The following is a 25729-nucleotide window of genomic DNA, read 5'->3' as shown; positions in this document are numbered from 1 at the left end:
CGCCGTCATTCCGCCGCCAGCAATGTCTCCGCCGCCTGCAAGTCGACTGATACCAGCCGGCTGACGCCGCGTTCGATCATCGTCACGCCGAACAGGCGATGCATGCGGCTCATCGTCACGGCGTTGTGGGTGACGATCAGATAGCGCGTCTGCGTTTCCCGACTCATCCGATCGAGGAGGTCGCAGAAGCGCTCAATATTGGCATCGTCCAGCGGCGCATCCACTTCGTCCAGCACGCAGATCGGCGCCGGGTTGGTGAGGAACAGGCCGAAGATCAGCGCGACCGCCGTCAGTGCCTGTTCGCCGCCGGACAGCAATGTCAGCGATTGCAGCCGCTTTCCGGGCGGCTGCGCCATGATCTCAAGCCCCGCTTCCAATGGATCATCGGAGTCGACAAGCTCCAGATGCGCTTGCCCACCGTTGAACAGTGTCGTGAACAGCCGCCGAAAGTGCCCGTTCACGGCTTCGAATGCGGCGAGCAGCCGCTGCCGCCCCTCTCGGTTGAGCGTGCCGATCGACCCGCGCAAGCGGTTGACGGCGAGGCCAAGTTCCGCCCGTTCCGCCGCATTGCCGCTCGCTCCCGCTTCCAAATCCGCGAGTTCCTGTTCGGCTACCAGATTGACGGGTCCGATCCGCTCGCGGTCACGGATGAGCCTGTCGAGTGTAGCCGATTCCTCCTGCGGTGTGCCAACCTCTGCGCTGACGAAGCCGACCCGCTCCGGCAGGACGGGGGCAGGGCATTCGAACCGCTCGCCGGCGATCCGGCCCTGTTCGATCCGGCGCTGTTCCTGCCCTTCCGCGCGTGCGCTGGCACCGGCGCGAGCTTCCCGCGCCTCGGCGAGCGCCTCGCTGGCGAGGCGAGCCGCTTCCTCGCTCTTGCGCAGGTTCAATTCGGCGTCGCGTTCCGCTTTCGCCTGCTCGTCAGCCGCAGCCCGTGCCTCGCGATGTTCGATGTCGGCCGCCTCGATGCCCGCCGACAATGTCATGGGACGCTCGGCGAGCGCCGAGGCCTCGGCCGTGATCTCGGCTTCGCGCTTGCCCATGTCCGCGATGCGACGTGCGGCATCGCCTGCGCGCGAGCGCCAGCTTTTCACATCGGCCTGCGCAGCCGCGAGGCGGTGGCGCGCTTCCTCAGCGGTCCGCTCCGTCGCGCTGCGGGCAGCCCGTGCATCGGCGACAGCCTGCCGCCGCTGCTCGGCCTCGCGCTGGAGTGCGAGGACGAGCGCGCCGGTGGCGCTGGTATCGGGAAGTGCCGCCAGCGCCTGCTCGGCCGCCGTGCGCTCGCGGCCAGCTTCATCCCGGTCACCTGACGCACGGGCCGCACGCGCGTCGAGATCGGCGCGCAAACCCGCAAGCCGTTCAAGCTGAGCGGCAGCACGGTCCTGTCGCGATCGGGCTTCACGCCCCGACGTCTCGGCACGGTTGTGCTCCTCGCGCGCGGTGCGTGCCTTCGTCCGCGCCGCGGAAATACGCGTTTCTTCGGCGGAGAATGCCTGGTCGGCGGCAGCGACGGCGGCGCGGGCGTCGGGCAATGCCGCGCCCAGGGCCGCAAGCCAGTTGAGGCGCTCGAGCCGTTCCGCCGCCGCCGCGCCGCTCTGCCGCGCGACATAGCCATCCCAGCGCCGCAGGAAGCCGGCCCTTGTCACCAGCCGCTCACCCACCTTGAGCCGACGACCGTCGTCCTCATCGAGGACGATGACCTGGGCAAGCCGCGGCGCCAGCAGCGCGGGAGCATCGACATGCGACAGCAGGCGATCATCGCGGCAGGCATGCGCCCGATCGGCCAAGGCAGGCTGTGTGGTTTCAGTCGGTACGTCGCTACCAGTCTCTTGATCCGGCAGCGCGGCCCAGAATGCCGTGTCGCTCGGATCAAGGCCGACTTCCAGATCGTCGCCCAGTGCCGCCGCCAGCGCCCGCTCATAGCCCGGCCCCGGACGTAGGTGGTCCAGCAGCCGTTCGCGGCCGCCTTTCCGCTCCGTCGACCGGCGCAGCGCGCCCGCTTCGCTTTCCAGTGCGGAAAGGTTCGCCCGGGCGGCGGCGCGCGCTGCTTGCGCCTCGTCCTTGGCCGCGTTGGCGGTGCGTTCCTCCTGTTCGGCCTTAGCCTGTAGCGCCCGTGCTGCTTCCGCAGCGTGGCTGGCGGCGCTCGCGGCTTCTGCAGCCGCCAGCATTTCCGCCTTGATCGGTGCGGCGTCACTCAGCCGGGCGAGGTGCGTTTCCACTTCCGCCACCTCGCGCTCAGCCCGATCGAAACGTGCGCGGGCGGCGGATGCGGCGGCTTGCGCCACACGCGCATCCGCCAACTCGCTCGCCTGACGCGACAGCGCCTGCGCCAGCGCAACTTCGGCGTCGCGGGCCAGCCGCTCTGCCTCAACCAGCGCGGCTTCGCGGTGAGGCAGCTTGGTTGCGGCATCAGTGATCGCCGCATCCAGCGCCTTTCGCTCTTCTTCGAGACGGGCGAGCGCCTCCGCGGCATCATGGGCCAGAGCGCCTTCGCGCGCGCGATCATCCGCAATCCTGCGGCTGGCCTGCTGCAGTTCGGCCAGCCGTCGCTCCATCGCTTGAAGATCGGAGCGCAGCCCGGCCAGCCGATGTCCGACCTCGCCGCTGCGATCCCGTGCGGCCAGCGCCTGCGCACGCGCATTGGCAAGCGCATCTGTCGCCTGCGCCTGATAGGCTGCCGCCGCGCGCTGCGCCTCCGCTGCCTTGCTGACCCGCGCTTCTGCCAGCGCCGCCTCTGCCTTGGCGGCATCTGCCGCCGCGGCCGCCTCGCGCCAGCGCGCGAAGATCATGCGCGCTTCTGCCGTGCGGATCTGATCCGATAGGCGGCGATATTTCTCCGCCTGCCGGGCCTGACGGCGCAGCGCGGCCGCGCGGCTTTCCTGTTCGGCGATCACCTCGTCCAGCTTGGCGAGGTTTGCCTCGGTGGCACGCAGCTTCTGCTCGGCATCGCGGCGGCGGACGTGCAGGCCGGCGATCCCGGCCGCTTCCTCCAGCATCGCGCGCCGGTCCGCCGGCTTGGCAGCGATCACCGCGCTGATCCGGCCCTGGCTGACAAGGGCCGGGGAATGCGCGCCCGTCGCGGCATCGGCGAACAGCAGCGACACATCCTTTGCGCGTACGTCCTTGCCATCAATGCGATAAGCGCTGCCCGCCCCGCGCTCGATCCGCCGCACGACCTCCGTCTCCGCGCCGGCGATCTCGGCCAGAATGGAGACTTCGGCAAAGTCGCGGGCCGGGCGGGTCGCGGTGCCGGCGAAGATCACATCCTCCATGCCCGCGCCGCGCAGCGACTTGGCGCTGTTCTCGCCCATCGTCCAGCGGAGCGCTTCGAGAAGGTTCGACTTGCCGCAACCGTTGGGACCGACAACGCCGGTCAGCCCCGGCTCGATCCTGAGATCGGCCGGGTCGACAAAGCTCTTGAAGCCCGAAAGGCGCAGCCGCTTGATCTGCACGGTGCCGGCGTCTTGGCGCGATCAGCGGCTGTCGCGCAAGAGGGCGTCAGTTGCGCTGCGCTACCAGCCCGCGCGCGATCACCTGAGCCTGAATCTCGGCCGCGCCCTCGAAGATGTTAAGGATGCGCGCGTCGCACAGGATGCGGCTGATCTCGAATTCCAGCGCGTAACCGTTGCCGCCGTGGATCTGAAGCGACGCATCGGCATTGCTCCACGCCGCGCGCGCCGCGAGCAGCTTGGCCATGCCTGCCTCGATGTCGCAGCGCTTGCCGGAATCCTTGGCACGTGCGGCGGCATAGGTCAGCTCGCGTGCGGCGATAAGGTCAACGAGGCTCATCGCCAATTTGTCGGCCACGCGCGGAAAGTGGATGATCGCGCGGCCGAATTGCTTTCGATCGAGCGCATAGGAAAGGCCGAGTTCCAGCGCGCGGCGGGCGACACCGACGGCGCGCGCAGCGGTCTGGATGCGGGCGCCCTCGAAGGTGCGCATCAGCTGCTTGAAGCCCTGGCCTTCCTCGTCGCCGAGCAGGGCGTCGGCCGGGGCGGCCATGCCATCGAAGGACAGTGCATATTCGCGCATTCCGCGATAGCCGAGCACCTCGATCTCGCTTCCCGACATGCCTGAGGCGGGAAAGGGCTCTGCCTCCGTACCGCGCGACTTGGGAACCAGCAGCATGGATAGCCCGGCATAGCCCTTCGCATCCGGCAGCGTGCGGGCGAGCAGCGTCATCAGATCCGAGCGGGCGGCGTGGGTGATCCATGTCTTGGCGCCGTCGATCCGCCAGCCATCGCCATCGCGGCGCGCACGCGTCTGGAGCGAGCCAAGGTCGCTGCCGACGTCCGGTTCGGTGAAGACCGCGGTCGGGAGTACCTCTCCGCTGGCGATTTTCGGCAGCCATTCGGCCTTCTGCGGGTCAGTACCGGAACCGGCGATAAGCTCCCCGGCGATTTCCGACCGGGTGCCGAGCGAGCCGGCACCGATCCAGCCGCGCGACAATTCCTCGGTGACGATGCACATGACGAGCTTCGACAGGCCGAGCCCACCGAACGCCTCGGGAATGCAGACGCCAAACGTGCCGAGCTCCGCCATGCGGGCAACAGTGGCGTCGGGGATCAGCGCATTGGCGAGATGCCAGCCATGCGCATGGGGCAGGATCTCGGCATCGGTGAAGCGGCGGTACTGGTCGCGGATCGCGTCCAGCTCGGCATCGTGCAGCGTTTCGCTGGGCCATTCGCCAGCAGCGAGCCGCTCGACCAGCGCGCGGCGATCGGCGGCGGCGTCCTGGTCGAGCAGGTCGGCGCAGGCGTCCGCAAGCGTGCGCGCGGTGACACCCAGGCCCAGGTCGGCGGGGCGGAACAGTTCGTTCTGACCCATCGGCAAGCCACCGGCGAGCTGGGCGATGCCTTCGTGAAAGGCGAGGCGGGCGACGAGCGCGTTCGTTTCGCCCGCGTTTTGCGCTGCCCAGTCAGCCACCGCCTCCAGCGCCGCGACGGTGGTTGCAACCCAGGCGAAGCCGTGCGCCGCACGTTGCTCGGTGTCGATCGGTGCGGCGTCGAGCCGGGCCGCAAGAGCGGCGCGGGCGTCGTCGCGGTAGCGCTGCGCCGCCGCCAGCGCGTCGGCCAGCCTGGTCACGCGCGCTCGAAGATCGCGGCGATGCCCTGGCCGCCGCCGATGCACATCGTCTCCAGACCATAACGGCCGTCGCGGCGCACCAGCTCGCGCGTCAAATTGGCGAGCATGCGCCCGCCGGTCGCGCCGATCGGGTGGCCGAGCGAGATGCCCGACCCGTTCACGTTCAGGATTTCATTGCGGCTGTCGTCCTTGCTCCAGCCCCAGCCCTTGAGCACGGCCAGCACCTGCGGCGCGAACGCTTCGTTCAGCTCGACCAGGTCGATGTCGTCCCAGCCCAGGCCGTTGCGCGCGAACAGCCGCTCGACCGCCGGCACCGGGCCGATGCCCATGCGCGAGGGATCGCAGCCCGCCGCGGCCCAGCTGTGAAACCAGGCGATCGGTTCGAGGCCGAGTTCCTCCAGCTTGTCCTCAGCCACCACGAGGCAGGCGGCCGCGGCGTCATTCTGCTGGCTGGCGTTGCCGGCGGTGACGACGCCGCCCTCGATTGCGCGCAGCTTGCCCAGGCTCTCCATCGTCGCGTCGGGGCGGTAGCCCTCGTCGTGATCGAACACGATCGCCTCGCCCTTCTTCTGCGGCACCGACACGGGAACGAGCTCGTCCGCGAACAGGCCCTTTTCCCACGCAGCCGTGGCGCGCTGGTGTGAGCGGACGGCGTAAGCATCGGCCTCTTCGCGGGAGATATCATAATCCTTGGCGAGGTTTTCGGCCGTTTCGATCATGCCGCTGATCACGCCGAACCGCTCCACGGGCTGGCTCATCAGCCGGCCGCGCGTCAGGCGATCGTGGATGGTGAGGTTGCCGGCGCGCACGCCCTTGCGGATGTCCGTGGTGTAATGTTCGACGTTGGACATGCTTTCGCAGCCGCCGGCGACGACCACATCGCTGACGCCGGTCTGCACCATCATCGCGGCGTCGATCACCGCCTGAAGGCCGGAGCCGCAGCGGCGGTCGAGCTGATAGCCCGGGACCTCGATCGGCAGACCGGCGGCGAGCCATGCCCAATGGCCGATCGCTGGCGCTTCGCCGTTGCCATAGCCCTGAGCGAAGACAACGTCATCGACCCGGCTCGGATCGACCTTCGTCCGCTCCATCAATGCCTTGAGGATCGTTGCGCCGAGCTGGCCGGCGGTGAGGGAGGACAGGCTGCCGCCGAACTTGCCGACGGCAGTGCGGATCGGGGCGACAATGGCGGCGCGGCGCAGGCCGGTGCTGGGGGTCATGGCGTCAACTCCTGCATGATCGGAGATGCGGCCGCTGAATTTTCCGCTCTCCTTGTCGCCGCGGACCTATCGGATGGACAGGCGGGTTTCAACCACGCGGATCGCTTTTCAGCGGGCTGAATAAGAGCGTCCTGCTATGCCAAGCCTGTCCCGCATTCACCGCGCCGCAAAGCCACGAAGCGTTCAATTCGCGGAACAGTGGATCTTGGCACAAGGCCGGGCTGACGCGGCTTGCAGGGCGATCAAAGCGTTTCGTGATGCTCGCGAACGCCGGGGACGTGAAAACGAGCACCCCTCCCCGGTGAGCCTCCAGGCGATTGCCTTTACTCGGCGGCGACCTTCACCGCCTCGCCTGCAGCCTCGATTTCCGCCGCCTTAGCCTCGACCAAGCGCACGATATGGTCGATCATGCCCTCGTCCTGCACGACGTGATCGGTCACGCCCGACAGGTACACCATGTGCTTGCCGTTACCCCCGCCGGTGAGGCCGATGTCCGTCTCGCGCGCCTCGCCCGGGCCGTTCACGACGCAGCCGAGTACCGACAGCGACATGGGTGTGCGAATATGCTGAAGGCGTTCCTCCAGCGTCTGGACGGTCCGGATCACGTCGAAGCCCTGTCGCGCGCAGCTTGGGCAGCTGACCACGCGCACACCGCGGTTCCGAATGCCAAGCGCCTTCAGGATCTCGAACCCGACGCGCACTTCCTCTTCCGGCTCGGCCGAGAGCGAGACGCGGATCGTGTCGCCGATGCCGTACCAGAGCAAGGAGCCGATGCCGATCGCGCTCTTCACCGTGCCGCCGACAAAGCCGCCCGCCTCGGTGATGCCCAAGTGCAACGGGCAGTCGACCGCCTCGGCGAGCTGCTGGTAAGCGGCGACGGCAAGGAAGATGTCGGACGCCTTCACCGCCACCTTGAATTCGTGAAAGTCGCGGTCCTGCAGCAGCTTGATGTGATCGAGCGCCGACTCGACCAAAGCCTCGGGGCAGGGCTCGCCATATTTTTCCAGCAGGTCCTTTTCCAGACTGCCGGCATTGACGCCGATGCGGATCGAGCAGCCATTCGCCTTGGCGGCGTTGATCACTTCGTTGACGCGCTCGGCCGACCCGATGTTGCCGGGATTGATGCGCAGGCAGGCAGCGCCCGCATCCGCCGCTTCCAGCGCGCGCTTGTAGTGAAAATGGATGTCAGCGACGATCGGCACGCGGGCGGCGCGCACGATCTGCTTCAGCGCGGCGGTCGAGGGCACATCCGGGCAGCTGACGCGGATGATGTCGACGCCCGCATCCTCGCACCGGCGGATCTGGTCAATCGTGGCCCGCGCATCGTCGGTCGGCGTGTTGGTCATGGTCTGAACGGTGACAGGCGCGTCGCCGCCGACGGGGACGTTGCCGACCATGATCTGGCGGCTTTGGCGGCGGTGAATATCGCGCCAGGGACGAACGGACATGTGGGGCTTCCTAACGGCTTCGCCAGCGATATAGCGACTTCCAGAGATAAACGGAACTTAGGGGCAGGACGATGACGCTTTCGCTTTACGACGCCGTGATCCCGTCGAATTTGCAGATCCTGGGTGCGCTGGACGGGTTGATCGCCAAGGCCGAGTCGTTCGCCAATGATCGCGGCATGTTGCCGGCCGAGCTGATCGACGCCCGGCTGGCCCCCGACATGCTGCCTTTCGGCTATCAGGTGAAAAGCTGTGCCGTGCATTCGATCGGCGGTATCGAGGGCGTGCGCGGCGGCAGCTTTTCGCCCGACATGAAGCCATGGCCGACCGATTTCGCCGGGCTTCATGCGGTGATCGCCGACGCGATCGCGACCCTTCAGGGAGTGGACCGCGCCGAATTCGGCGCGCTGGTTGAGCGCGATACGCAGTTCGCGATGGGGGAGCTGCGGCTGCCGTTCACCGGCGGGCAGTTCCTGCTCTCCTTCTCCCAGCCCAACTTCTATTTTCACGCGACCACCGCTTATGCGATCCTGCGGGCGCAGGGCGTGGCCATCGGCAAGAAGGATTTCCTCGGCAAGCTGCGCATCAAGCGGTGAGCGGTGCCGAGGATGCGGGGCGAAGGACGCCTGCGACGTTGGCGGATTGATCGGGTAAGGGCGAACCGGTCGTGTTCACCCGAACCGTGACCTGCTAGGCGCACGGAATGCAGCGGCACTATGGCCTCGACTGGCTCCGCATCGGAGCGTTCGCGATCCTGATCCTGTATCATATCGGCATGGTGTTCGTGCCGTGGGGCTTTCACGCGAAGCTTGGGGCCGAACAATGGGTGACGGTGCCGATGATGCTGTCCAACCCGTGGCGGCTGTCGCTGCTGTTCGTGGTGTCGGGATATGCCAGCCGCGCGCTGTTCGTGCGCCATCCGGGGCCGTGGCCGTTCGTGCGCAACCGCACTGCGCGGCTGCTGATCCCGCTGGTCTTCGGCATGGCGGTGATCGTGCCGCCGCAACCGTGGGTGGAGCTGACCACACAGCATGGGTATCAGGGCGGCTTCCTGCCGTTCTGGGCGAGCGAATATTTCCGCTTCCGCAAGCTGGCGGGGCTCGACCTGCCGACATGGAATCACCTGTGGTTCGTCGTCTATCTGTGGATCTACACCTTGCTGTTTACCGCTGTGCTGGCGGTGTCGCCGGCAGGCGTGCGGCGGCGCGCGCAGCGCGTGTTCGACCTGCTGTTCGGCGGGGTCGGCGCACTGGTATTGCCAATGGCGTGGCTGATGATTGTCAGCGGATTGCTGTTCCCCGGCGCGCGCGAGACGCATGCGCTGGCCGGCGATTGGGTGGCGCATGCGACCTACTTTCCGATGTTCGTACTCGGGTTCGCCATGGCCGGCAGCGAGCGGGTGATCGCCACCTTTGCGCGCTGGTGGAAGGTGACGGCGGCGCTGGCGGTGGTTGCCTATTTGGTGGTTGCCGGCGTGCAGGTGACGTTCGCCGAATATCGCGTCACGCCGCGACCGTTTGGCACGATCTTCAGCCTTGCGCGCGGGGTGGAGGGCTGGATGGCGATCGCTGCGCTGATCGGCATCGCCGAAAATTTCTGGAACCGGGACCACCGCTGGCGCCCGATGCTGACCGAAGCCGTGTTTCCCTTCTACATCATCCACCAGACGATCATCGTCGTGGTCGCCTATTGGCTGCTGCTGGCGGGTCTGCCGCTTGCGCTTGACTTCGTGATCATGGTCGCGGCGACGGTGGCGGGGTGCTGGGCCTTCTATCTCGGCGGCCGGCGTATCGCCTGGCTGCGCCCGCTGATCGGGCTGAGGCTGCACCGCCGACGCGCCGACGTTCCCGATCCACGTCCTGCCGTTGTTTGACGAAAGTAGATCCCATGCGCCTCATCCTCCCCGTCCTCGCCACGCTGTTCGCCACGCCGGCTGCCGCGCAAGACGCACCGCGCTGGTCGCTGGCGATCCACGGCGGCGCTGGCGTGATCGAGCGCGACAAGCTTTCGCCCGAACAGGACAAGGCAATACGGGCGGCGCTGAACCGCGCGCTGGCGGCGGGCTCGGCGGTGCTGGACAAGGGCGGCAGCGCGCTCGACGCAGTGGAAGCTGCGATTCACGTGCTGGAAGATGATCCGCATTTCAACGCGGGCCGCGGCGCTGTCTTCACCTGGGACGGGCACAACGAGCTGGACGCGGCGATCATGGACGGCCGCACGCGCGCCGCCGGTGCGGTTGCCGGCGTCACCGCCACGCGCCACCCGGTCAGCCTGGCCCGCGCGATCATGGAAAAGAGCGACCATGTGTTCCTGGCCGGTGCCGGTGCGGATGCCTTTTCCCGCGCGCAGAAGCTGGAACAGGCCGATCCGAGCTGGTTCGCCACACCCGAGCGCCGGCGGCAGCTGGAGACGCTGAAGGCGAAGAACCTGTCGGCCATCGATGTCGATCGCAAATATGGCACAGTCGGCGCGGTCGCGCGCGATGTTAACGGTCATGTCGCCGCGGCGACATCGACGGGCGGGATTACGGGCAAGCGCTGGAGCCGGATTGGCGATGCGCCTGTCATCGGTGCGGGCACCTATGCCGACGACCGCGCCTGCGCCGTCTCCGCCACGGGAGCCGGGGAATATTTCATCCGCGAAGGCGTCGCGCATGAGATCTGCGCCCGAATCCGCTTCAAAGGCGAAAGCGCGCAAGCCGCCGCGGACGCGGTGATGGCGGAGGTTCAGGCGCTGGGCGGCGACGGCGGCGTGATCGTCAACACGCCGGCGGGCATCACCGCCTGGAGCTACAACACGCCGGGCATGTATCGTGGACGGGTGAGTGCGGGTGGCGCGCCAACCGTGGCGATCTACCGCGATGAGCCGTAAGGATGCAGGTGCTCGCGCTTAGCCTGGCGAAGGTGAAAGACCTGCGTTAGCCGACCTGGCCTGGCATCCAGCAGGCCGCATTCCTCAAGCCACAGCATTCGCGAAGCGACCCACCCCGGCACAGGGCCGGGGTGACGAACGGTGAGAACAGTGAGCGCGTCCTGCGCACTCCGCCCCTCACTCCCGGAATGCGCGTTCCGACAGTCGGGTGATCGGCGTCAGGATGTATTGCATCACCGTGCGCGGATCGCCGAGCAGGTTCACTTCTGCCGTCATGCCGGTGCCGATCGGCAACAGCTTGTTAGTGCGGCGGTCCAGCAGGCCCTTGGTGTCGGTGCGCACGAACACGTTGTAATAGCTCACCTGCTGGCGTTCATCGACGATCGCGTCGGGCGAGATCGACTCCACCTTGCCGTCGATCCAGCCGTAGATCGAGCTGTCGTATGCGGTGATGTTGATCCGGGCATGCTGGCCGGTGCGCACCCGCGCAATATCCTCCGGCCGGATCCGCGCCTCGATCAGGAGCGTGTCACGCGATGGCGAGATTTCCGCAATTGGCGCCCCCGGCGACACTGCGGCGCCGACGGTGGTGACGAGCACGCGGTTGATCCGGCCGGCGAGCGGGGCGCGAACGGTGGTGCGCTCCACCCGCGCCGCCAGCGCCGGGATGGTCGAGGAGCGCGCGGCCAGTTCCGCCTGCGCCTTCGCCAGTTCGTCGGCAGCGCGCGCGCGCCAATCCTGCCGCGCCTGGGCAAGGCTGGCATTCGCCTCGGCCACTCCCGCCTGCGCGCGCGCCAGCGACGCTGAGGCCTGTGCCGCCTCGCTCGCCGCCACTGTCGCCGCGCTGTCCGCCTGTGTCAGCGAGAGGCGTGGCTCGATGCCCTTGTCCACCAAGGGCTTGATCGTCGCCAGTTCCACCGCCCGTGCGTCCCGCGCACTCTGGCGTGCGTCGAGGGCCGATCGTGCCTCCGCGACCGCGCGGGTCGCCTGTACGCCGCGAGCGCCATAGGCGCCGGTGATGCCGGCCAGTTCCTGCATCCGGGCCGTGTGCAGGGCCTTTTCGATCTCGATCTGCTCCGCCACGATCGCGTTGGTGGCGGCGGGATAGACCGGCTCGCGGCCAAGCACCTCTGCCTTGAGACGCGCGATCTTTACCTGGAGGGCGGCAGCCTGCGCCTCACCAGAGCCGAGCTCGCCACCGGTGGCGGTAGGGTCGAGCCGGACGAGCGGCTGGCCCATGCGCACGACCTGGCCCGTTCGCACCAGGATCTCCTGCACCACGCCGCCTTCGAGGTTGGAGACGGTCTGCAACTGGGAACTGGCGATCACACGGCCCGGCCCCCGAACCGTACGGTCGAGCGTCGCCCAGGACGCCCAGATGACGAAGATCAGGAAAAAGGCGAGGATCGCCCAGAGCAGCAGGTTTGAGGCCTGCCGCGGCTTGATCCGCTGCGTCAGGTCTTCAAGCCGGGTCGGAGCGGCTGGCGCAGGTGCCAGGGCGACGGGGGTGGAGGCAGGGGCGGGAGGCTGGGACATGATGTCAAGCCACCTTGGGCCGGGTGAGCTGCTGCATCACCTTGTCGCGGGGGCCGTCCATAGCGATCCGGCCGCGTTCCATGACGATGATGCGCTGGACGAGCTGGAGCAATGGCGGGCGATGCGTCACGAGCACCATGGTGCGTCCTTGTACCTCGTTCTGAAGCCGCTCGATAAGGCCTTGCTCGGTCTGTGCATCCATGCTGGCCGATGGTTCGTCGAACACCAGCATCGGCGGCTTGCCGGCGAGCGCACGGGCGATGGCGATCGACTGGCGCTGGCCGCCCGACAGGCCTTCACCGCGATCGGCGAGCTTCAGGTCATAGCCGTTGGCGATCTGTCCCATGAACTGGTGCGTGCCCGACAGGGTCGAGGCGCGCAGCAGTTCGACATCATCCACGTTGGTGCGACCGAGGCTGATATTTTCCCGGACGCTACCGGTCATCAGCACGCTGTCTTGCATCGCGACGCCGATCTGGGCGCGCAGCGTCGCGGGGTCTATCTGGCGCAGGTCGGTGCCGTCCACCATCACCAGCCCGTCTTCGGGCGGGTACAGCCCCAGGATCAGCCGGGTAATCGTCGACTTGCCCGATCCCACGCGCCCGAGAAGCGCGACGCGCTCGCCGGGCTCGATGGTGAACGAGATGCCCTGAAGCGCCGGCTCGGCGCCACCGGGGTAGCGGAAGGTAACGTTGCGGAACTCGATCTTGCCCGACAGCGCGGCAATCTGGAGCGGCTCCCCCGCGGGGCCCTCGCTCGGCTGTTCCATCATCGCGTTGATCTGGCGATAGGCCGTGCGGGTCGCCGATAGCCGGGCGAGCAGTTGCGAAATCTGGGCAAGCGGCGCGATCGCGCGGCCGGCCAGGAGCGAGCAGGCGATCAGGCCACCGGACGTCAGCTCGCGCGCCGCAATCAGGTTCACGCCGACGATCACCACCGCGGCATAGCTGATCGTGCTGGCCGAGCCGGCAACGGTGATGCCGATGCTGGAGATCAGCCGCTGGCGAAGCGAGGAATCGGATTGCTGGCGAACCGCGCTCAGCCAGCGATCGGTGAGCATCGGACCCGCGCCTGACGCCTTGACGGTTTCCAGCCCGCCGATCGTCTCTACCAGCACCGATTGCTTGGAGAGGCCTTCTCGCAGCGTCTTGGCCGTCAGCCGCTCCAGTGCCGGATTGGTCGCCCAGGCGGTCAGCAGCACGATCGGGATGATGATCAGCAGGACGATCACGACCTTGCCGCCGATCGCCCAGATTACCGCCACGGTCAGGATCAGAAACGGAAAATCGACCAGTGCCGTCATGGTGGCGGAGGCGAAGAAATCCCGCAGCGCCTCCAACTCGCGCATCAGCCCGGCGAGCGCACCGGTCGACCCCTTTTTGTGGTCCAGCCGGATCGCCAGCAGTTTTCGAAACACGCGATCGCCGACCTGATGGTCAATATCGGCGCCGGCGATGTCGACGAAGTAGGCGCGAAGCATCTTCAACAAGAAGTCGAAGACGATGACGACGGCAAAGCCGATCGACAAGGCCAGCAGGCTCGACATCGCATTGTTGGGAATGACGCGGTCGTAAATAACCATCGAGAACAGCGAGGTCACCAGCGCGAAGACGTTGATGAGCACCGCCGCTGCCGCCACCTTGAAATAGGTGTGCTTGTTCTCGACCATCGGTTCGAGCAGCCAGGGCGCGAAGCGCGGCTTGGGATCGGGAACGAGCGTATGGTCGCTCATGGCTGGCGTCCTTGGGATGGATCGGTGATGCCGAGCGTCGGCAAGAGCTGGCCGGTCCTGGAGAGCAGGACATAGCGTGAGGCATCAAGCTCGGTAACGGATTGTAGATAGCCGACGGCCGTCTCGAAATAGCTGTCTTCGGCGCCGATCACGTCAAACAGCGTTCCCGAGGCCACGCGAAACCGCTCGGCGATCGTGTCGCGTGACCGGCGGCTCGCGAGATAGGTTGCCTCCAGTGCACGGCGCTGGTCTTCCAGCGCCTGCACATCGGACCAGGCGATTTCGGCGTCGCGCGCGGCCTCGGTCTGGACGCGATTGGCGCGCGCCTCAGCCGAGCGGGCGCGGGCCTGCGCCTGCTGATCGCGCTCCTCGATGCCGCCCCACAGGCGCTGGCGCAGCGTGAGGCGAGCACGCACGTCATAATCGCGCGGCGTTTCGTAAATGCCGTAGCGGCCCGCATCGATTCCGGCGGCAAGCGTAGGCAATCGATCGGCCCGCGCGGCGCGCGCATCGTTCCGGGCGGCTTCTGCGACGGATCGGGCGGAGCGTACCGCCGGTACGCTCACGGCTCGAGCCATCGCCAGATCCTTGCTGACCGTTGCCTGGCCGATGAAGGGCGCGCGGGCGAGACCCGTCGGAGGCGGCGCGCCGGTCAAAGATTGGAACCGCGCCGCGGCCTGCGCCTCCAGCCGGCGAAAGCGGGCGAGCCGCGCATCGGCGGAGGCAATGTAACTGTCCACCCGTGCGATGTCCGCCTCTGCCGAGGCACCGCGCCGGATGCGTTCCTGCACCATGACCCGCAACTCGCGCTGGCTGGCGGCAAATGACGTGGAAAGCGCCACCAGCGCGCGATAGGTGAATACGTCATACCAGGAAGCGAGCGTCGTCAGCGCGACGCGGTCCTGCGCCCCAAGAATGTCGGTTTCCGCCGCGCGCAGCCGCTCCCGCGCGGCACCGATGCGAGCATTCGCACTCCCGCCATCCAGCAGGAGCTGGTCCACCGTCAGCAGCTGATCGGTGCGGCGGCCCGGACGCGATTCCTCGATGATGTTCTCGATGTTGTTCCCGAAGTTGCGGGACAGCACCTTGTAGCTGGTGATGGTGACATCGACGGTCGGCCGACGGACCGATTTGGCCTCGCCAAGCGCAGCATCGGCCTGATCGCGGTTGGCGCTGGCCTCCGCCGCTTCGGGCGCACGCGCAAGCGTTGCGTCAACGATCTGGCGCAGCGTTTCCACGGAAGCGGTGCGGCGGGTGAGTTCCAGCAGCGGATCGTCCTCCGCACGGATCGCCATCGGATCGCCAGTGTGCGCAGGCAGCAGAGGTTCGGCATTGGTGACGGGTGCCTGCTGTCCGGGCGCGGGGTAAGCCAGCGTAAGGGCAGCGAGAACCACAGCCGCTGACGTTACCTTTCCTCCCCTGAAACACGATAATGAAAGCACAGATCCCCCCCGGGACAAGACGTGGTCTCTACCCGGTTGAGGGGCGGCCGCCAAGTATCGCCGGGCGGCTTAAAAGCATTCACTACGGACAGACTATTGTCCGAATGCTCCTTCACGATACAGAAGGGTGATGGCGACGCGCCGGTTGCGCGGGTCCATCGGATTTTCGACGATCATCGGCTCGCGATCGGCTACCCCTTCGATGCGATAGAATCGGTTCTCCGGGATTCCGCCCTGCGCCAGGCGTCGCCGCGTGGCTTCGGCCCGCGCGGTTCCGAGCATCCAGTTGTTCATCGCCCGCGGATCACCGTAGGGCAGGCTGTCGGTATGACCCCGAATCATGATCGGGTTTTGCGTCGCACGGATGCCCTCCGCCACCATGCCGATCAGCGCGGAAGCGTCCTTCTCGAGCGAGGTGGTGCCAAGCGCAAACATCGAATAATTCGCATCGTCCACCAGATCGATCCGCATCCCATTCGGCGTCATGGTGAAGCGAATGTGCTTGGCGAGCGCCGCCAGTGACTTGCGCTCCTTCAGCTGTCGTTCGACCTGCGCCTTCAGCTTGGCGAAATTCCGCCGATCCTCCGCGGCGATCGCCTCGGCGCTGCGCAGCGACCCCTTCTTGCCAGTGCCCATCTGCGGGCCGCCGGAGCCTTCCGCCTTGGAGACGATCGTCGGCATGCGGGAGTTGCCGTCATGCGGCCCGGTCTTCTCGCTCGACGTGACCGATTGTCCGCCCAGCAGACCGCTGCCGCCGATGCCCAGCGACTTGGTGTTGAGGATCGTCGGCGCGAAATAGTCCGCGATGCCCTTCCGCTGCTTCTCCGTGGTGGCGCCGAGCAGCCACATGAGCAGGAAGAAGGCCATCATCGCCGTCACGAAATCGGCATAAGCGACCTTCCACGCGCCGCCGTGATGGCCGCCGTGACCCTCGATATAGACTTTCTTGACGATGATCTTTGGAGGCTGATTGCTTCCGTGCGGCGCGCGTGCGGCCACTTACTTGCCCCTCAGCCCGTCGAACACCTCGGCAAAGCCGGGCTGGTTGACGTGAGCGATGCCCGACCGAGCGGCCTCGATCACCAGCGGCTGCGGGTGCCCGTGCAGCGAGGCGATGATGATCTGCTTCACCACGTGATAGATCGCCGCATCGGCATCGATCACCTGCTTCAGACGCGAGGCGAGCGGGCTGACGATGCCATAGGCGAGCAGCACGCCAAGGAAGGTGCCGACCAGAGCCGAGCCAATCATGCCGCCCAGTACCGACGGCGGCTGATCGATCGAGCCCATGGTCTTCACCACGCCAAGCACCGCCGCGACGATGCCGAGTGCGGGCAGCGCATCCGCCAACGAGGACAAGGTGGTGTGCGGCCCTTCCACCTCGTGGTGGTGGGTCTTGATGGCATTGTCCATCACGTCCTCGACCGCATGCACGTCCAGCGTGCCGGAGGACACGACGACCAGGCGAAGCGTGTCGGCGATCAGGTTCACCAGCGTGTGATCGGCCACCAGACGGGGATATTCGGCGAAAACCGGAGAGGATTTGGGATCTTCCACATGCGGCTCGAGCGCGATCGGGCCTTCCATCCGCAGCATCTTCATCAGCTTGGACACCAGGAAGATGACGTCCAGATAATCCTGCTTCTTGTACTTCGGCCCCTTGAAGACCTTGGCGAGACCCCCGCCCATCGCCTTCAGTTCCTTGCCGGAATTGCCGATGATCAGCGCGCCCACTGCAGCGCCGCCGATGATCAGCATCTCGTGAGGCAATGCGTGCAGCACCGGCCCAAGCGCACCGCCCGTGAAGGCAAAGCCGCCGAAGACCATGGCAATGAGTACGACGAGGCCGATGGCGGCGAACATGATAATCCCCGGGAGATGCGTTATCCGAAATGTTAAACGGACAACTGGGCTGATTCTTTACCGGAAAATTCGGCTGGACCGCCTCGCAAGGCCCTCAATCATCTAAGATAATCGAACAGCGAAAGGCTGGAGAGTTTGGAAAAGCTTGCCTGAGTCGCCTGCAGGACCGTCATGGTCTTTTGCAGTTCGACGATCGTCTCCGTCGGATCGGCATCCTCGATCCCCGATCGCGTGATCTCGCGATCATCAGCGGCCGATTTGATCTGCGCCGCCTGAAGATCGACCCGCACCTCGCGCGCGCCTAGCGACGCCTGTGTCGCCGTCACCTGATCGCTAACGGTCGCCAGCGTATCGGCGGCACTTTCCGGCAGTGCCTCGCCGGCGCGGAGCGCGGCCACCATGGCCGCGATGGCGCTGCCGAGATCGCCGCCGTCCTTCACCGCCAGGAAATCACCGGCGTTGACGGTGACCTCAACACTTTGGCCATCCCCGATCGGCACCGCCGGTGCCTTGCCCTCGGCAAAAGCGAGCGTGCCGCCCGCGCCCGCCGTTACGGCAGCAGCGTCATCCTTGCCGCCGAACAGCGGCATGCCACGGGCATCCTTGCCGTTCGCCAGCGAGACGACCGATTGAAGAATGCCCTCCAGCTCGGTAGCGATCGCTTCCTGCGCGGAGGCGGAGTTCGTGCCCGTCTTGCCCTGGATCACCAGTTCCGACGCGCGCTGCAACTGCTGGGCGATCTGCGACAGGCTGGTACCGGCCTGTTGCAGCGTCGCTTGCGCGAGCTGGACATTGGCCGCGTCCTGAACGCCATCGGCGTTGGCGCGGTTGATCACTTGCAGCCGTTGATAGCCGACGCTGTCGTCCGACGGGGCCAGCAGCTTCTTGCCGGTGGACACCTGTTCGTTCAGCCGGTCGAACTGCGCCTGCAGCTTCTGCATCGACGCGGTGGAGCGGTTGTAGAACAGATTGGTAGAGAGATTGGCGCTCATCAGCCGATATCCAGCAGGGTCTGGAAGGTATCACGGGCAATCGAAATGACCCGGCTCGACGCCTGATAGGCTTGCTGGAACCGCAGCAGGTCGACCGCCTCGCGATCCAGGTCGACACCGGAGATGGCATCGCGCGCGGTGATCGCGCTGTCGTGGATGGCCGACTGGGCATCGGCAACCACGCCGCGCGCCTGAATGGCGGCGGCGTTGCTCGATACCATGTTGCTCAACCCGCTTTCGAAGCCAGCGCTGCTGCGCAGGCTTTCGAGCGCGGCCATGTTGCCGTTGCCGCGATTGCCTTCGCCCGGCGCGGCCGCTGCGATGCCGCGCGGATCGGTCATGGCAACGCTGATATCGGTGGGCGAGGCGCCGACGGCGAACAGCGGCTGTCCCGCAGCCCCGTCCAGCGTCTGCCCCCCGGCCTGAACACCATTCACCCCGGCGACAAAGGCGGTCGCCATCTCGGCCAGTTCGGTGCGCGCGGCGGCGATCCGCTGCGCGCCGTCGACAATCCCGCCGATCGCTCCGCCCCCTGGTGCGAGGATCGCGACGTCGGCGCCGCTTTGCACCGCGATCGAGACCGCGCCTTCCGCATTGCGGGCGTAGCTTACCGTCGACGCCTGCGTCCCGCTGACGAGCACCGCGCCGGTGCCGATCCCGGCCCGAACGGTGGCGCGGCCGGCCGCGTCGAAGCTGGCGGAGACATCGACCAGCGCGCTCATACGCTCCAATATCTCGTCGCGCTGATCGGCCAGGTTGGCAGCACCGGTAGAGTTCGGCGGCGCGCGACCAAGCCCGTCGTTCACCTTTGCCAGGGCGGCGGACAAACCGTTGAGATCGGCCACTGCCTGATCGGCCGTCGCGTCGAGCTCGCTGGTTGCGGTGGCGAGCGCGGCGCCGGTCGAGGTGAAGGCGGCGGCGAGCGCCTGTGCCTGTTCCAGCATGACCGCCCGCGGCGCAGTCGCGGTGGGATCGGCCGCCACGCCCTTGGCGGCATTGAAAAAGGCGGTGAGGCGGGTGTCGAGTGCCGAGCCGGTCAGCGAAGACTGGATCCGGTCCAGCCATACGCCGCCTGCTTCCGTTCGGGCGAGATCGGCACCGGCGGAGCGCACCGCGGCCGCCTTGAACTGGTCCGCAGCGCGGGTGACCCCGGTCACGAACACGCCATGGCCGGTCGTCAGGCCCGTGCGGGCACTGATGCTGACCACTTCGCTGGTTTCGATCGTGCGCCGCGAATAGCCGGACACCCCGGCATTCGCGATGTTCTCGGACACCGCGGCCAGGCCAGCCTGATTCGCGCGTACGCCTGACGCGCCGATGGAAAGAAGGTCGCTCACGCGGGCTTGATGCCCGCCGTCTGGTTAAGGTCGGATTGAGAAATGCCGGCCGGTTCCCCGCTTGCCGGGCTGGAGGTCGAATTTTCCGGCGGTGTGGCGGATAAGGCACGCGACAGGAACTCGGTCATCGCCTTGCCGATGCCGAGCGGCGTGTGCTGCGCCATCTGCTGCACCAGTTTCTGGTCCTGCATGTCGCGGAACGTGTCTATCGCCTGGCTGTCGAACAATGGCTCGGCAAGCTTCGCCTGCCGCATCGACTTCAGCATCATGGACGTGAAGACCGCTTCGAACTGCTGTCCGGCGGCGGCGAGGTTTTCCTTCGTTGCGGTGCGTTTCAGACCAGTGTCGAGGCCTGTCGCGCCGGAAATGGAGGCGGGGGCGGTGGCTGGAGTGATGGTGCTCACAGGACGATTAACTCCGCCTTCAGCGCCCCGGCTTCCTTCAGCGCCTCGAGGATGGCGACCAGATCGGCCGGCGAGGCGCCGATGGCGTTCACCGCCTTGACGATATCGGCCAGCTTCGGCCCGGGGGCGAGCAGGAACATCGGGCGGTTTTCCTCCTCGACATTGACGCCGGACTTGCGCTCCATTGCGGTCTGGCCCTGGCTGAAGGGAGCCGGCTGGCTGATGCGCTGGTTCTCGTCGATGCGGACGGTGAGCTTGCCGTGGGTGACGGCGGCAGGGCCGACGCGCACCGCGGAATTGATGACCACGGTGCCTGAGCGCGCGTTGACGATCACCTTGGCGGGCGGCTCGGCAGAGACGACGTCGAGGTTCTCGATCGTCGACATCAGCGTGGCGCGCACGTCCGCGCCCATCGGCGCACGTACCGCGACTGACACCGCGTCCACTGCCTGCGCCACGCCAAATCCAAGCTTCTGGTTGATCGCGGCTGCAACGTTCTGCGCCGTGGTGAAGTCGGCGCGCTGGAGATTGAAGGTGAGGTTCGGCGAATCGGCGAAACCGGTCGCCACTGCGCGCTCCACCGTCGCGCCTTCCGGGATACGGCCGGTCGACGGCGTGTTCACGACGATCTGCGAGCCGTCCTTTCCCTCGGCACCGAGACCGCCGACGGCCAGATTACCCTGCGCCATGGCGTAGATCTGCCCGTCCGCGCCGAGCAGCGGGGCCATGATGAGGCTGCCGCCACGCAGCGACTTGGCCTTGCCCATCGAGGAAACGGTGATGTCGATCCGCTGGCCGGGCTTAGCGAATGCCGGGAGTTCCGCGGTGATCATCACCACCGCGGCATTCTTCAAACCCTGGTTCGCATTGGGCGGCGGCTGGAGGCCGAAGCGCGAGGCGACCGCCTTCATCGACTGCACGGTATATTCGAGATTGTCGTCGCCCGTGCCGGGCAGCCCGACGACCACGCCATAGCCGGTCAGCTGGTTCGATCGGATGCCCTGGAAGCCGCCGAGATCCTTGATCCGGTCGGCCGCGGCGGGCGTCGCGACGAGGAGCGCGGCGATGCAGGCGAGAAGGGTGCGGATCATGGTCATGATGCTCGGGCTAGCGGAGGCGTGGTTAATGCGGGATAAGTGGATGCCTTTGCCATACCCCATCCCCCGTTCGGGCTGAGCCAGTCAAAGCTCGTGCCCCGGGCGTCAGCCCACGTGGCACGTCCTTCGACAAGCTCAGGACGAACGGGGGAGGAGTTCCGGCGCCCCCCTCCGTTCGGGTTGAGCCTGTCGAAGCCCGTGCTCCAGACACCAGCGCCCGTGACACGTCCTTCGACAAGCTCGGCACGGACGGGAGAGGAGAGGCGCGGGCGGGCCATCAAAACGGGCTCACCACCTGAAAGAAGCGGCTGAGCCAGCCCTGCCGTCCGGCGCGGGCGACGTCGCCCTTTCCGGTATAGGCGATCTGCGCATCGGCGACGCGGGTGGAGAGCACGCGATTGTCGCGGTCGACATCGGCAGTGCGCACCAGGCCCTTGATCTGGATGAACTCGTCGCCGCGATTCAGCGTCACGCGCTTCTGGCCCTGCACCAGCATGGTGCCGTTGGGATAGACCTGCGCCACCGTGACCGAGATCTCGCCCGAGAGCGAATTGGCCTGGCCGGCGGTGCCCGTGCCGTTGAAGTTGCGGGTGCCGCTGGCGCTGGCGTCGGTGGTGTTGAACAGGTTGAGCGGGCCCGTGGTCGGCGGGGTAAGGCCGAAGCCGCCGCCCGAATCGAGCTTGGAGGTCGAGGATTTGGACGCCGCGGTGCGCTCCACCAGCACAATGGTCAGCGGATCGCCGACGCGCCGCGCGCGCCAGCCCTCGTGCAGCGCGGCATAGCCGTCCGCCACCTGAAAGATCGCACCGGTTGCCGGTGCCGGGGCGGGCGCGGCAACGGGCAGAGGATGCACGGCGGTGAAATCCTCCGCCGGCTTCTTCTTGCCGAACAGCCCAGCCTGCGCCGGTGCCGAGACCAGCAGCGCCACCGCGCCAAGAGCGAGAACACGCATCGTTCGATCCGTCATCAGATGTTCTGGTTGACGTATTTGAGCATGTCGTCGGTCGCCGAGATCATCTTGGAATTGACCTCATAAGCGCGCTGCGTCTCGATCATGTCGACCAGCTCTTCGACGACGTTGACGTTCGACGCCTCCAGCATGCCCTGGCGGATCTTGCCGCGCCCGTCCTCGCCCGGCACGCCCATGTTGGCGGTGCCCGACGCGGCGGTCTCGACCAGGTAATTGTCGCCGATCGACTGGAGGCCGGCGGTGTTGGGGAAGCTCGCCACCTGGATCTGGCCGAGGTTGGATGCTTCCGCCTGACCCGGGATGGTCGCGGAGACGGTGCCGTCCATTCCGATGGTGATCGCGGTGGCGTTCTCGGGCACGTTGATGCCCGGCATCACCTGATACCCCTCGCTGGTGATCAGCAGGCCCTCGGGCGAGCGCGAGAAATTGCCGGCGCGGGTATAGCCAAGCTGGCCGCCCGGCAGCTGCACCTGGAAATAGCCGTCGCCGTCCAGCGCCATGTCGAGGCTGTTGCCGGTCGTGTTGAGCGACCCCTGCGTGTCGATCCGCGCATTGCTCTGCACGCGCACGCCGGTGCCCAGGTTCAGGCCGGTGGCGTATTTCGTTTCCTGTGTCGACTGCGCACCCGGGGCGGTGATCACCTGATAGCTCAGCGTCTCGAACGAGGCGCGATCACGCTTGTACCCCGTGGTGTTCACGTTCGCGAGGTTGTTCGAGATCACCCGCATGCGCGTATCCTGGGCGTCGAGCCCGGTGCGCGCGATGTGCATGGCGGCGGTGGTCATGGCGTTCTATCCCTCAATCCGTTCGCACTGAGCTTGTCGAAGTGCATGTTCTGGGCGGGCGTGATCGTGGCGCACGTGCTTCGACAGGCTCAGCACGAACGGTGGTTATCGATTACCCCGGCATCCGCATGACGGAGGCGGCGCCTTCGTCCATGGTCTTGGCCTCCTTCAGCAGGTTGGCCTGGACCTCGTAGCTTCGCTGGTTCTCGATCATGTCGACCAGCACCTGAGTCATGTTGACGTTGCTCTCTTCGAGCGTGCCGGACGCGATCTTGGCGTCCATGTTCTCCGGCAGCACACCGCCACCGCGTACGTGCATCAGATTGTCGAGGCCCTTCACCGTCGAAGACCCCCGATCCGAGACGAGCTTCAGCTTGTCGACCACGGTTGTGTCGGTGGCAGAGCCGCCCTGCGGAACGATGGAGATGGACCCATCCGATCCAATCGACAGCGAGCTATAGGGCGGGATGGTGATCGGGCCGCCGGAGCCCATCACCAGATAGCCGTCGCCCGTCTGCAGCGTGCCCGATGCGGTAACGGTGAGGTCGCCGCGCCGGGTATAGGCCTCCGTTCCGTCCGGCGACTGCACGGTGAGCCAAGTATCGCTGTCGGTCAGCGCAACGTCGAGGTTGCGGCCGGTCTGGATCATCGCGCCGACGCTGCGGTCGGCGTCCGTCACTTCCTGCGCCGCCGGCGCGCGCGCGTCGAACCGCGCGCCGCCACCCTTCAGCTCGATACGATCGAAAACCACACGATCGGCGCGGAAGCCGGTGGTGGACGCGTTCGCCATGTTGTTGGCGATCGCGGCCTGCGCCGCCATGTGCGCCTTGAGGCCCGTCGCCGCCGTATAGACCAGCTTGTCCATTTACTCGGTCCTCGATCCTTCCTGCGTCCATCCTGAGCTTGTCGAAGGGCGTGCCGGCGGCACACGGGCTTCGACAGGCTCAGTCCGAACGGGGAAGAGCAAGAGTCAGGCCAGAATCACGCGCGGATGTTGAAGATCGTCTGCGAGATCTGGCTTGAGGTATCGAGCGCCTTGGCATTCGCCTGGAAGTTGCGCTGCGCAGCGATCAGCTCGACCAGTTCCTCGGTGATGTCGACGTTCGATCCCTCGATCGTGCCGGACATCAGCTTGCCGAAGCCGTTCTCGTTCGCCGCGCCCATGGTGGCGGTGCCGGACAGGCCGGTGGAGCTCCAATATTGGCCGCCGTTCTGGCGCAGGCCGGTCGGGTTGACGAAGTTCGCCAGCGCGACCTTGCCCAGCTTCACCGCATCACCGTTCGAATAGCTGGCGGTGATGATGCCGGCACTGTCCACCGTGATGCCTGCGAACTCACCCAGCGCGGTGCCATCCTGCGAACGAGAGGTGACGTTGAACGCCTGTTTGGTGGCGGTGGAACCGGTCAGGTCGAAGCTGATCGGCGCGCGCGTTGTGTCGCCCGCGTCAGGGAAGGCGAGCGTCAGGGTCGCGCTGCCCAGCAGATTGCCGTCCGCGTCAAAGGCGATGTCCGTGCCGCCCTCGTTCATCTCGACGTCGCCGACGAAGCTGTGCACGGTCCATTCGCTGGCGGTGCTGGCCGCATCGCTCGGCTCCTTGCGGACGAAATAGTTCGTCAGCGTCTGCGAATTGCCGGCCGCGTCATAGATGGTGGTGCTGGTCGCGCTGGCATAGCTCGCCGGATTGGTGCGGCTGAATTCCGCTTCCGAAGCGGCCGCGCCGCTGTTGAGATTGGCCTTCAACGTGACGCTGCCGGTCGCGGTGGCCGTGCCGCTGGTCATCGGCACGCGGACGTCGATCAGCGTGCCGGCGCCCGGAACGGTGCCGTCCGTCTCGACCGCGAAGGCCTGGAGGCGGCTGCCCTGCGCGTCGGTGATGTAGCGGTTCGTGTCGACGCCGAAGCTGCCGTTGCGCGTATAAGCGGTCGTGCTGCCGCCGGCGGCCGTCGTCTTCACCGCGAAGAAGCCGTCACCGGCCACCGCCAGGTCGAGAGACGAGCCGGTGGTAACGAGGCTGCCCGCGCCGAACATCTGCTTGTTCTGCGCCAGTGCCGCGCCCGACCCGACCAGCCGGCGCGGATCGCTGGTGAAGTTAGACGCCATGATGTCGGTGAACTCGCTGCGGCTCTTCTTGAATCCGTTGGTCGAGACGTTGGCGAGGTTGTGCGAGATGGTCGACATGTCGGTCTGCGCAGCCTGAAGACCGGAAAGCGAAGTGTAGAAGGACATCGGAAAACTCCTGAAAAAGCGGCAAGGCTGGAGTGAAGGGGATCAGCCGATCTGGCGGACGGCGCTGGCGGGGATCTCACCAATGCCGGGGAGGGTGAGGACCGGCGAACCGGTGGTCGTCGAAACGGAAGTGACGGGCGCCCAGACGAGGCTGGTGGCCCCGATCGCCTGCGTGCCGCTGGTGGCACTCACGACAACGGAGAAGGGACCGGCGCCAGCATTCGCGCCGGCCGTATCCAGCCCATCCCAATCGTAGGAGATCGTGCCGGCCTTTTGCGCGCCGAGATCGGCCGTGTGCAGCAGCTGGCCGTTCGCATCGGAGATGGAGACGGTGACGTTGCTCGCGTCCCCCTCCAGCTCGATCGCGCCGGCGATGCCGCCCGCAGATCGGCCAAGGGCGACATTGCCTTCGGTCAGCACCGTGCGGCCGACATAGCTTACCGCATCCTGCAGGCTGGTCGCGCCAAGCTTTTCCGCGATCGCGGTCAGCGTGGACGACATTTCGGTGATACCGGCGAGCGAGGAGAATTGCGCCATCTGCGCAACCATCTGCGTATTGTCGACCGGATCGAAGGGATCCTGGTTCTTCATCTGCGCCGTCATCAGCTTCAGGAAATCCGCCTGGCCGAGCGAGGTCGACTTGCTCGTCGCGGTGTTTGCGGTGGTGTTCGCCGTGCTGCTGAGCCCGAGGCTGGCGATCGTGCTGTCGAAGGAGGAGGCCATC

General features: G+C 66.7%; 21 protein-coding genes. 3 read left to right on the top strand and 18 right to left on the bottom strand.

Features of this window, described 5'->3' with window-relative positions:
- Window positions 1–5: 5 nt before the first annotated feature.
- From smc to ispG, 4 genes are all read right to left on the bottom strand, one after another.
- Entirely contained in the window at window positions 6–3452 is a 3447-nt protein-coding gene (gene smc / locus BMX36_RS09915; protein WP_093064797.1) for a chromosome segregation protein SMC, read from the bottom strand.
- Window positions 3453–3498: 46 nt separating this feature from the next.
- Window positions 3499–5076 carry an acyl-CoA dehydrogenase family protein gene (locus tag BMX36_RS09910; protein WP_093065475.1) on the bottom strand — a complete coding sequence of 526 codons (1578 nt, stop codon included), beginning with the start codon at window positions 5074–5076 and terminating at the stop codon, window positions 3499–3501.
- A gap of 5 nt (window positions 5077–5081) precedes the next feature.
- Entirely contained in the window at window positions 5082–6305 is a 1224-nt protein-coding gene (locus BMX36_RS09905) for an acetyl-CoA C-acetyltransferase (protein ID WP_093064795.1), read from the bottom strand.
- A gap of 323 nt (window positions 6306–6628) precedes the next feature.
- A complete protein-coding gene (ispG, locus tag BMX36_RS09900) occupies window positions 6629–7753 on the bottom strand; it encodes a flavodoxin-dependent (E)-4-hydroxy-3-methylbut-2-enyl-diphosphate synthase (RefSeq protein ID WP_093064793.1) in 1125 nt (374 codons plus the stop codon).
- Window positions 7754–7824: 71 nt separating this feature from the next.
- Between ispG and BMX36_RS09895 the strand changes: the two genes are divergently transcribed.
- From BMX36_RS09895 to BMX36_RS09885, 3 genes are all read left to right on the top strand, one after another.
- Entirely contained in the window at window positions 7825–8346 is a 522-nt protein-coding gene (locus BMX36_RS09895; RefSeq protein ID WP_093064791.1) for a DUF1993 domain-containing protein, read from the top strand.
- 107 nt (window positions 8347–8453) lie between these two features.
- Entirely contained in the window at window positions 8454–9623 is a 1170-nt protein-coding gene (locus BMX36_RS09890; RefSeq protein WP_093064789.1) for an acyltransferase family protein, read from the top strand.
- Window positions 9624–9637: 14 nt separating this feature from the next.
- On the top strand, window positions 9638–10621 hold the full coding sequence (locus tag BMX36_RS09885; protein WP_093064787.1) for an isoaspartyl peptidase/L-asparaginase family protein: 984 nt from the start codon (window positions 9638–9640) through the stop codon (window positions 10619–10621).
- A gap of 177 nt (window positions 10622–10798) precedes the next feature.
- Here BMX36_RS09885 and BMX36_RS09880 read toward each other — a convergent pair whose 3' ends face one another.
- From BMX36_RS09880 to BMX36_RS09815, 14 genes are all read right to left on the bottom strand, one after another.
- Entirely contained in the window at window positions 10799–12157 is a 1359-nt protein-coding gene (locus tag BMX36_RS09880) for an HlyD family type I secretion periplasmic adaptor subunit (protein WP_093064785.1), read from the bottom strand.
- 4 nt (window positions 12158–12161) lie between these two features.
- Entirely contained in the window at window positions 12162–13889 is a 1728-nt protein-coding gene (locus tag BMX36_RS09875; protein WP_093064783.1) for a type I secretion system permease/ATPase, read from the bottom strand.
- Window positions 13886–15184 (bottom strand): TolC family protein, encoded by a 1299-nt coding sequence (locus BMX36_RS09870; protein WP_218142147.1) that lies wholly within the window; start codon window positions 15182–15184, stop codon window positions 13886–13888. Before BMX36_RS09870 ends, BMX36_RS09875 begins: the two co-directional genes overlap by 4 nt.
- A 240-nt stretch (window positions 15185–15424) precedes the next feature.
- A complete protein-coding gene (locus BMX36_RS09865) occupies window positions 15425–16330 on the bottom strand; it encodes a flagellar motor protein MotB (RefSeq protein WP_093064779.1) in 906 nt (301 codons plus the stop codon).
- Window positions 16331–17194, bottom strand: a complete 864-nt coding sequence (gene motA, locus BMX36_RS09860; RefSeq protein ID WP_066781138.1) for a flagellar motor stator protein MotA — start codon at window positions 17192–17194, stop codon at window positions 16331–16333.
- A 98-nt stretch (window positions 17195–17292) separates the two neighbouring features.
- A complete protein-coding gene (gene flgL / locus BMX36_RS09855) occupies window positions 17293–18186 on the bottom strand; it encodes a flagellar hook-associated protein FlgL (RefSeq protein WP_093064777.1) in 894 nt (297 codons plus the stop codon).
- Window positions 18186–19523 (bottom strand): flagellar hook-associated protein FlgK, encoded by a 1338-nt coding sequence (flgK, locus tag BMX36_RS09850; RefSeq protein WP_066781134.1) that lies wholly within the window; start codon window positions 19521–19523, stop codon window positions 18186–18188. The genes flgL and flgK overlap by 1 nt, the downstream gene beginning before the upstream one ends.
- Window positions 19520–19927, bottom strand: coding sequence for a rod-binding protein (locus BMX36_RS09845; protein WP_256210717.1), 408 nt, complete (start codon window positions 19925–19927; stop codon window positions 19520–19522). The genes flgK and BMX36_RS09845 overlap by 4 nt, the downstream gene beginning before the upstream one ends.
- Entirely contained in the window at window positions 19924–21027 is a 1104-nt protein-coding gene (locus BMX36_RS09840; protein WP_177179109.1) for a flagellar basal body P-ring protein FlgI, read from the bottom strand. The genes BMX36_RS09845 and BMX36_RS09840 overlap by 4 nt, the downstream gene beginning before the upstream one ends.
- A gap of 274 nt (window positions 21028–21301) precedes the next feature.
- Window positions 21302–21976, bottom strand: a complete 675-nt coding sequence (locus tag BMX36_RS09835) for a flagellar basal body L-ring protein FlgH (protein WP_093065469.1) — start codon at window positions 21974–21976, stop codon at window positions 21302–21304.
- A gap of 14 nt (window positions 21977–21990) precedes the next feature.
- Window positions 21991–22779, bottom strand: a complete 789-nt coding sequence (gene flgG / locus BMX36_RS09830; RefSeq protein WP_093064775.1) for a flagellar basal-body rod protein FlgG — start codon at window positions 22777–22779, stop codon at window positions 21991–21993.
- Between the two features lie 112 nt (window positions 22780–22891).
- Window positions 22892–23644: a flagellar basal body rod protein FlgF gene (locus BMX36_RS09825; RefSeq protein WP_093064773.1), complete on the bottom strand. Its 753-nt coding sequence runs from the start codon at window positions 23642–23644 to the stop codon at window positions 22892–22894.
- Window positions 23645–23760: 116 nt separating this feature from the next.
- Entirely contained in the window at window positions 23761–25005 is a 1245-nt protein-coding gene (locus BMX36_RS09820) for a flagellar hook protein FlgE (RefSeq protein WP_093064771.1), read from the bottom strand.
- 42 nt (window positions 25006–25047) lie between these two features.
- The gene (locus tag BMX36_RS09815; RefSeq protein WP_093064769.1) at window positions 25048–25728 is read right to left on the bottom strand and encodes a flagellar hook assembly protein FlgD; all 681 of its coding nucleotides are present in this window, start codon (window positions 25726–25728) and stop codon (window positions 25048–25050) included.
- Window position 25729 lies beyond the last annotated feature (1 nt).

Origin of the sequence: Sphingomonas sp. OV641 (genome assembly GCF_900109205.1) — a bacterium.
Taxonomy (GTDB): Bacteria; Pseudomonadota; Alphaproteobacteria; order Sphingomonadales; family Sphingomonadaceae; genus Sphingomonas.
Note: the sequence above shows the minus strand (reverse complement) of the source record. Positions and strands in the feature narration are given on the sequence as shown.

Bases quoted from the DNA above. Each gene is read 5' to 3' on its own strand.
- BMX36_RS09825 (WP_093064773.1), bottom strand. From the start codon at position 23,644: ATGGACAAGCTGGTCTATACGGCGGCGACGGGCCTCAAGGCGCACATG.
- BMX36_RS09905 (WP_093064795.1), bottom strand. From the start codon at position 6,305: ATGACCCCCAGCACCGGCCTGCGCCGCGCCGCCATTGTCGCCCCGATC.
- BMX36_RS09890 (WP_093064789.1), top strand. From the start codon at position 8,454: ATGCAGCGGCACTATGGCCTCGACTGGCTCCGCATCGGAGCGTTCGCG.
- BMX36_RS09870 (WP_218142147.1), bottom strand. From the start codon at position 15,184: ATGGCGATCCGTGCGGAGGACGATCCGCTGCTGGAACTCACCCGCCGC.
- flgL (WP_093064777.1), bottom strand. From the start codon at position 18,186: ATGAGCGCCAATCTCTCTACCAATCTGTTCTACAACCGCTCCACCGCG.
- BMX36_RS09880 (WP_093064785.1), bottom strand. From the start codon at position 12,157: ATGTCCCAGCCTCCCGCCCCTGCCTCCACCCCCGTCGCCCTGGCACCT.
- BMX36_RS09875 (WP_093064783.1), bottom strand. From the start codon at position 13,889: ATGAGCGACCATACGCTCGTTCCCGATCCCAAGCCGCGCTTCGCGCCC.
- BMX36_RS09820 (WP_093064771.1), bottom strand. From the start codon at position 25,005: ATGTCCTTCTACACTTCGCTTTCCGGTCTTCAGGCTGCGCAGACCGAC.
- BMX36_RS09895 (WP_093064791.1), top strand. From the start codon at position 7,825: ATGACGCTTTCGCTTTACGACGCCGTGATCCCGTCGAATTTGCAGATC.
- BMX36_RS09885 (WP_093064787.1), top strand. From the start codon at position 9,638: ATGCGCCTCATCCTCCCCGTCCTCGCCACGCTGTTCGCCACGCCGGCT.
- flgG (WP_093064775.1), bottom strand. From the start codon at position 22,779: ATGACCACCGCCGCCATGCACATCGCGCGCACCGGGCTCGACGCCCAG.
- BMX36_RS09835 (WP_093065469.1), bottom strand. From the start codon at position 21,976: ATGCGTGTTCTCGCTCTTGGCGCGGTGGCGCTGCTGGTCTCGGCACCG.
- ispG (WP_093064793.1), bottom strand. From the start codon at position 7,753: ATGTCCGTTCGTCCCTGGCGCGATATTCACCGCCGCCAAAGCCGCCAG.
- motA (WP_066781138.1), bottom strand. From the start codon at position 17,194: ATGTTCGCCGCCATCGGCCTCGTCGTACTCATTGCCATGGTCTTCGGC.
- BMX36_RS09815 (WP_093064769.1), bottom strand. From the start codon at position 25,728: ATGGCCTCCTCCTTCGACAGCACGATCGCCAGCCTCGGGCTCAGCAGC.